Below are 6,992 nucleotides of genomic sequence, written 5' to 3' on the forward strand. Positions count from 1 at the left end.
ATGTCGATATTCGCGGAGTCATCCAAAGCGGTCTTTTTCCAAGCACAGGATCTCGCCATAGAGCTGGGCTCTCGCTACTTGAGTGTGGGCCATCTTCTTTACGGCTGCGCCGAAGTCCGGGATGAGACTGCGGGTGGGCCCCTACGAGAGTGCGGTATCACGGCAGTGGCTATTCGACGAATTCTCCCACGTACGGCTGAACAGCCAGCAGAGCAGGCCGATCCTGAAGTGCTGAGCTCTATCGGGATCGACTACGGGGGCGTCCGAGCAGCGGGCGATGGAACCTTTGGGGCGGGCGCACTCGAAAGCGCCCCTGATCGGCGCGTATCGATCACTCGGACCTGCCCGCCAACCTTTACTCCCAACGCAAAGCGGACACTAGAGCTATCGCTTCGAACTGCTCAGGAACTGCACCACCATCACATCCTCCCTGGCCATTTGTTGCTAGGACTGCTTCGCCTCGACGATGAGCTCGTGTCGAACATCATCGAGCAGTCTTGCACGACCGTGGCTGCCCTCTCGGCCGCGGTGCTAACCAGCCTTGCAGTCGTTGTTTAGTCAACGCAATGTCAATTGCGAAGGTTTTTGGGATACTTACCTGACTCTTCGTTGAGGTCGTGTAGTAGGAGTCCGAACAGGTCTCTGGTGGTTCGAAGTTCGAATAAGGACAACGCACCTCCACCAAGTTCTAGTATCGTCCCTGAAGGTTCTCCCATTAACTGCTAAAACAACAATTGAATAGGTCTGACTACACCATCCTAAGCATCCACTCAATGATGATTGTAACGAGCGAATTGCCCGACTTATGGAGAGACCTAGCTGTTAGATACCCTAGGTGTCTGGATGGTTGGCATCTGCTCAAGTGGATTATGAATAACTCGACAGGACGAGAACTTGAGGAATGTTGATAATTTATCCACAGGATCGAAAAGAATCCCAATTTGCAATATAAACAAAGCAAATCATGATCGATCCTTTCCTCAAAATTGCATCAATCGATTGAGAGATTAGGGAAGTTTTTTGTGAACTCGTCTCCTTAGAACCGTCAAACAAATTGCCACGTTGTGTCATTATTCGGCGACTCAATTTCGCTGGCACTACTATAACGAGCGTAGCAATTCGCTAAGTGCTACGATTAGAAGTAGCTTGCCCCGCTCAAAAGTTGGCGAAGGGCAGCTCCGAATTCAGTCTTTCAATTTCACTATTACTTACAGGGAGCCCTTCATGATAGTTAGAGATTCTATATACGTAGATGGATCGTGGATTAAGTCCAATGCAACCTCGACTATTGACGTCATCAATTCCACCACCGAAGAGGTTATGGCAACGGTCCCTGCCGGCACTGCTGCCGACGTAGAAAAGGCGGTAGATGCAGCAAAGAGGGCATTCAAGACTTGGTCAAAGGTATCAGTAGATGAGCGCTCAAAGTATTGCACAAGAATTGCCGAGGGGCTTCAAGCTCGCCTAGACGAAATCTCCACAATCGTTACTCAAGAGGTCGGCATGGTAAAAAACCTAAGCTCCCTCATCCAAGTAGGTTTACCTATAAATTCATTCAGCACCGCAGCATCGATAGCATCAAGCTTTGATTTTGAAGAGCGCTCTGGGAACTCGACCATTGTTCGAGAGCCAATTGGTGTTGTTGGATGTATCACCCCATGGAACTACCCTCTCCATCAGATAGCCGCAAAGGTAGCCTATGCAATTGCTGCGGGTTGCACAGTTGTCCTAAAGCCGTCAGAGGTCGCACCATTGAACGCATTCCTTCTAGCCGAGATAGTGGACGAAGTTGGTTTACCTGCCGGAGTCTTCAACCTAGTTTGCGGGGTCGGTCCAATCGTCGGTGAGGCTATAGCTTCACATCCAGACGTCGACATGGTCTCTTTTACAGGATCTACTCGAGCAGGGAGCCGAATCGCTGAAATTTGCGGATCACGCATCGCAAAGGCTACTCTTGAACTAGGTGGAAAGAGTGCAAATATCATTCTCGAAGATGCTGACCTTGAACGCGCAGTCGCAGATGGAGTATCAAAGGCATTTCTCAATTCAGGACAGACCTGCTCTGCTTTGACGAGAATGCTCGTTCCGAGAAACAAAATTACGGAAGTAGAGCAGATCGCAGCGCAAACTGCTGAAAAGATGACTGTTGGCGATCCTTTTGCTAGGAATTCCCGCCTCGGTCCCCTAGTTTCGAAGTCTCAATGGGATAGGGTGCAACACTATATCTCAATAGGTATCGACGAGGGCGCGACTCTAGTAACCGGCGGCCTTGGCAAACCCGATGGCCTTGATACTGGATTCTTTGTCAAACCAACGATCTTTTCAAATGTCTCTTCTGATATGACAATTGCTCAAGAGGAGATATTCGGCCCAGTGCTCGTCATAATACCCTTTGACACAGAAGAAGAGGCAATTGCAATTGCAAACGACTCTAATTACGGTCTTGCAGGCGGAGTGTGGGCATCGACTCAAGAACGAGCTCTATCAATTGCACGTCAGATACGAACTGGACAAGTAGAGATCAACGGAGGGGCGTTCAACCCCAATGCTCCATTTGGAGGATACAAAAAATCAGGAATCGGTAGAGAATTTGGTCGCTTCGGCTTGGATGAGTTCCTCTTGGTTAAATCAATTCAAGAGTAGTGCCAAAAGGAGTGAAGGTCGAGGTGCTTGTCTTGCCTTTAGACCATGGTGGGTTCGGCAACTAAATTATTGCGGTATTGAAGTCGTAAGCCAAGATTCGACGCGCTTCTCACTCTGGAAGCAACCCTCGAAGAAATGCGCGTACCTTTTTATCTCCATAGGGTTTTGAACTTACGGCCATTGCTACTGATACAAGAGGTGCTCCAATCGGACGTGCTCCATCTGTATAACGAAGTTGCATTCGCTTTCGCTTTTCGCTAATTAGTGCGATACACTCACCATTTCGCCAAATTTCTAAGTCCATACCTCTATGAAACTTCGCTACGGGGTCGAACGATGATCTCTAGGTTCAGAGCATTAAATGCATCTACCAAATATTTGACTGCATTTGTAGTCGAACCAGTTTCGAGCTCTGCGATGTAGCCCGGATTTTCTTGCAAGCTCTACTTGAGTCACACCTACGATGTTGCGAAATTCTCTAATCGCTAGTCCAAATGACTGAGGTACAATGATTATGAATTCACTATCTGTCTCTCTGGGCATAGTGAATTCATAGTCACTCTAAAGGCTCATTGTCTGATTATACAGACAATGACTGATCTTGTAAAGTTATCTCATTTTACCGACAATATGTCGATCTCCGAACGTTCATCAAGAATCAACGGGTTGGCTCCTTGAGTACAAACCATCCCGGCTAATACTCTCTTCGAACATGGAGTTATCGCGCAAATCGATTCATCTGCCCATGAGAGTGAAGAGTCAATTCTGCTACGACAGCAAGCAAATGAGATAAAGTCTAAAAAGGATTTAACTCGAAGTTCTTGGCGGTCTATCAGTTCGATATTTCCAAGAGTGTCAACGTTTCCGGTTGCCTTAATAATTCCGCGAACAGTTACCCAAATGGATTTACAAAGCAATAATTTTTAGCATATGGAGATATTAGAATTACTTGAACCGTTGGTAACGATTTACACCACAAATCAATACAACATCGCACCTTTCTACCTATCGAAGGAACCGATCGTCAAATTCGACGATCGGTTACCATCCATGGGCTAAAGATCACTTGAAGAATCAAGTAAATCCATCCAGAAGTCAAAGGTCTATGCCTTCGAGAAACCATGGTTTCAAAAAGAAAAGAAGAATCTTATCGCTTTGCCTAAGAGTTATCAACCGACTCGAATAACGGGGACTGAGTCAAATCACCGTCTTCCCCATAGTCAATCTCAACCTTGGTTACGGTAGTCTGCGGTATGAAGGTAGGGTCAAGACGGATCAAATCCCACTCATTGATCCACGCTCGCACATACTGACGCATTCTATTTGAGCCCAACCTCTCTAGCCCACCCACATGTGGTGGGTCCCAGTTATAGGCAGCGCCGTGAATTCTTCGAATTGCCTCATAGGTTACGTTCAATTCATTATCATTTGGAGACTGAAGCTCTGATTGACGACTGCCCAATATCTTCATCCCAGCTATAGCGTCGATTGAAAGCATTGCCTCTTCGAGTCGGTCTTTGGCAGCTAAGCGTTGGGGAATCTTGTTATAGTCACCCTTACCGATTAGGACTTCTCCTTCAAAGTCGTCCACACTGGTTAGAACCGAGATAATTGGCGAAGGTGGGTATTTCTTAGAACCCTCCACCCAGCGACGAATCTCCGCATAGGACTTTGCCCGTTGCATCAGGGAGTAACGTCCGATCAATTCAACTTCGTCGATCAAAAGCACCCATCCAGAAAAACCCGCCGCATGAATCAAGCGGGATACAAATGCAAATCTATCCAAGGAGAGATCCATTGCCTTGGTGGAACGAAGAGAATAACCTCCCAACCAACCAGCTTCGCGAAGGCGTTTTCTCATCTCTGCTATAGAAAAGGGCTCTCCGGCCCAAAACTGAGTAAGCTTCTCGGCAAACTCCTCATCACCCTGAAAGCTCTCAAATAGCCGCAGTGACGCACTAAGGCGCTGGTCTAGCTTACACTCGGGCTGATGGAGCCAAGAATAGAGCGCGGCATATCGAGGTGAATCAAATTTCAATGCAGCTGCAATCTCATCGATAGCCGATCCAGATCGTTCTGGTACTTTAGCTGAAGCTATCGCCGCGCGAAACATTGCAGTAGGATTGTGAAGCGGAGTCTCTTTGGAGATGACAATCTTTGAGACCACAAAACGTTTGGCCAATGCGACTTCGCCTAGATATTCAAGCAGGTGACTCTTTCCTGATCCAAAACCACCCTTGATGACCATGCCAAGGGAAGATCGATCGCTGGTAGCATCGGAGGTCTCGGTAAGCAAACCTTCAAATCGATCCACAATCGAACGCTGCGTTGTTCCAAGTGCCTTGACACTCTCGCCATTAGGAACTCCAGATCGAAGTGCCTCTATCGCTCGCCGGGCGATCTGTCGTACATCTTCTAAGCTCTCTTGATCCACGTTCAATGCGACACCTCCTTCAAAGTTGCCAAGTTACCATCTAAGAGATCTTGGGAGAGCTCCTCCGCGGTTGAAGAGGAGAGAGAAATAAGAGAAGAGTATGGGTTGTCACGGTTTTTATCTCTCACCTCGTCATAAATCCGCAGCTTAAGGGCTTGATAGGCTGACAGGCCTCGCGAGTCGTCACTCAAAAACTCTGGTGAGATAACGACGATCGTGGCAAAATTAGAAAATTCGTCCGCATTGTCGATGAGTTGGCGTAATGATTCATAGGCATCCATTACTGCATTGCGACTATAAATTATTCCGGGCGACTCAATGTCTGGTTCTTTTCTCAATTTCTGAAATTGACGGATATCGAGCGTCAATAGAAATCCCTCATAGCCATTCGCCACTATCCATCGAGAGAGAGAAAAGAGCATTGCCCTCGCATTCGAACGAGAGATCTTACGAAAGATTAGAGCACTCTTCAATAGAGAGATCTGCCTTAGGGATCCCTCCAGCCAAGCAATTATTGAATCACGCTCTAGTTCTGTAACCTGTCCGCTCTTGAGTTCGTACTGGCAAAGTCGCATCATTGCTATGCGAAACTCTCCAACCATAGAGTAATCTTTGAAGATCCTTTGCTGAAGAACGATATTGATATCGCGTTTAACTTCACGTTCATCAGCCCCATAAGAAAAAGCCAACATCGCTAGAGAAAGATCCTGATCGTCGTTGGGAACTGGATATCCTGCACTATGGGCTGCAATTCTGGTAAAGCTATTTGCTAGCTTTTGCCAATCGATCTGCCTTGCGATACCAAAAAAAATCTGCTCGATCATCTGCACCTTGGAGGTCGCTGAATCAATTCGTGCCACTAAATGTCCACTCGACTGTGCTTGCGAACAGATAGCATCAACAAAGTTAGCCTCTTCACCGGAAGGTGGTAAGACAAACTTTGTCGTAGTACCTCCCCTGGGTATATAGCTCGTTAGATATTCTTGAGAGAAAAACTCGAGATACTTATCGCTATCTATCATTGCGTCACCTCGAAGGAGATTCCTGCGTATAGCTTGATCTGACCACCTTTAGCAACTGTCTCCATCGTGCCGGAACTTCGAGTCATTGCACTTGCTGGCAACTTCAAGACACGGCCACCTCTGGTGGTATCAATTCCACTTTGATCGAGCAGATAGATATCTCGCACAAACTCCGATTTCGTGTAACTCTTAGCAGCTGGAAGAATCGTCAAAACTCTATAGAGATCCACAAGTTTGACAACTGTACCTGCTGGGAGCTCCTTTTCGGCAACTACTAGGTCATAAGCAGTTGCGATCATCTCAATAAATGTTTCTGGCTTTAATCCAAATTGGCGCTTTGAGAGGCCTTTCAATTGAGCAACCAAAAAACTAGGGCGAATCCCCCGCTGTTTCTTCTTTTCAATGATCACTGCGGCGTCTGAGGGAGAAAGCGAGATTATTGTCGGATAGGAGAGGAATTTTCCATCGGATTCAATAATCCTTATATCTTCCTCCTCGCAAAGAGAAAATAGTTCCTCCTTGTAAGAGCCCGACTCCATTATCTTTGAGACATCTACTTCAGCAAGGGAACTAAGTTCATCCACCACCGAGCCAATCCCCTCAACCAATGTTTTCAATTCAGTCACAGCAAGGATGTAATCTCGAACTGAGCCAGTTTGAGAGGCCTTCTTAGCCTTTTTCCCCCGAGCGCTGATGGAATTTACAATACGAACCAACTCATCAACCGTTGCTTCGGCCATCTCAAAGTGTCGCTCTAGAGAACTATCCTGCTTCAAATTGGGATTCAAACAATCATCCTTTCGATCACATATGAAAGCGGCTACACATCTAAAAACACGAAAAGTGCAAATGCAAGTTAGTACTACTTTAATGTATCATCCCAGCTAGTCGCC

General features: G+C 46.8%; 8 protein-coding genes. 2 read left to right on the top strand and 6 right to left on the bottom strand.

The features are described 5' to 3' along the window. Together AXFE_RS07415 and AXFE_RS07420 are read left to right on the top strand one after the other, a co-directional pair. Positions 1-558, top strand: coding sequence for a Clp protease N-terminal domain-containing protein (locus AXFE_RS07415; RefSeq protein WP_052605262.1), 558 nt, complete (start codon positions 1-3; stop codon positions 556-558). Between the two features lie 666 nt (positions 559-1,224). Next, positions 1,225-2,643 (top strand): aldehyde dehydrogenase family protein, encoded by a 1,419-nt coding sequence (locus tag AXFE_RS07420; RefSeq protein WP_052605263.1) that lies wholly within the window; start codon positions 1,225-1,227, stop codon positions 2,641-2,643. A gap of 109 nt (positions 2,644-2,752) precedes the next feature. Here the strand turns inward: AXFE_RS07420 and AXFE_RS07425 are convergent, their stop codons facing one another. From AXFE_RS07425 to AXFE_RS07445, 6 genes are all read right to left on the bottom strand, one after another. Continuing rightward, on the bottom strand, positions 2,753-2,947 hold the full coding sequence (locus tag AXFE_RS07425; protein WP_052605264.1) for a HipA N-terminal domain-containing protein: 195 nt from the start codon (positions 2,945-2,947) through the stop codon (positions 2,753-2,755). Positions 2,948-2,951: 4 nt separating this feature from the next. Then, positions 2,952-3,083 (bottom strand): hypothetical protein, encoded by a 132-nt coding sequence (locus AXFE_RS21030; RefSeq protein ID WP_268749147.1) that lies wholly within the window; start codon positions 3,081-3,083, stop codon positions 2,952-2,954. Positions 3,084-3,257: 174 nt separating this feature from the next. Next, complete coding sequence (locus tag AXFE_RS07430; protein WP_052605265.1) at positions 3,258-3,560, bottom strand: hypothetical protein; 303 nt, start codon at positions 3,558-3,560, stop codon at positions 3,258-3,260. Between the two features lie 242 nt (positions 3,561-3,802). Beyond that, on the bottom strand, positions 3,803-5,077 hold the full coding sequence (locus AXFE_RS07435) for a BREX system ATP-binding domain-containing protein (RefSeq protein WP_235347704.1): 1,275 nt from the start codon (positions 5,075-5,077) through the stop codon (positions 3,803-3,805). A 2-nt stretch (positions 5,078-5,079) separates the two neighbouring features. Further along, the gene (locus AXFE_RS07440; RefSeq protein WP_052605267.1) at positions 5,080-6,099 is read right to left on the bottom strand and encodes a BREX system ATP-binding domain-containing protein; all 1,020 of its coding nucleotides are present in this window, start codon (positions 6,097-6,099) and stop codon (positions 5,080-5,082) included. Next, complete coding sequence (locus AXFE_RS07445; protein WP_052605009.1) at positions 6,096-6,887, bottom strand: hypothetical protein; 792 nt, start codon at positions 6,885-6,887, stop codon at positions 6,096-6,098. Before AXFE_RS07445 ends, AXFE_RS07440 begins: the two co-directional genes overlap by 4 nt. Between the last annotated feature and the right edge of the window lie 105 nt (positions 6,888-6,992).

This window comes from Acidithrix ferrooxidans (assembly GCF_000949295.1).
Classification (GTDB): domain Bacteria; phylum Actinomycetota; class Acidimicrobiia; order Acidimicrobiales; family Acidimicrobiaceae; genus Acidithrix; species Acidithrix ferrooxidans.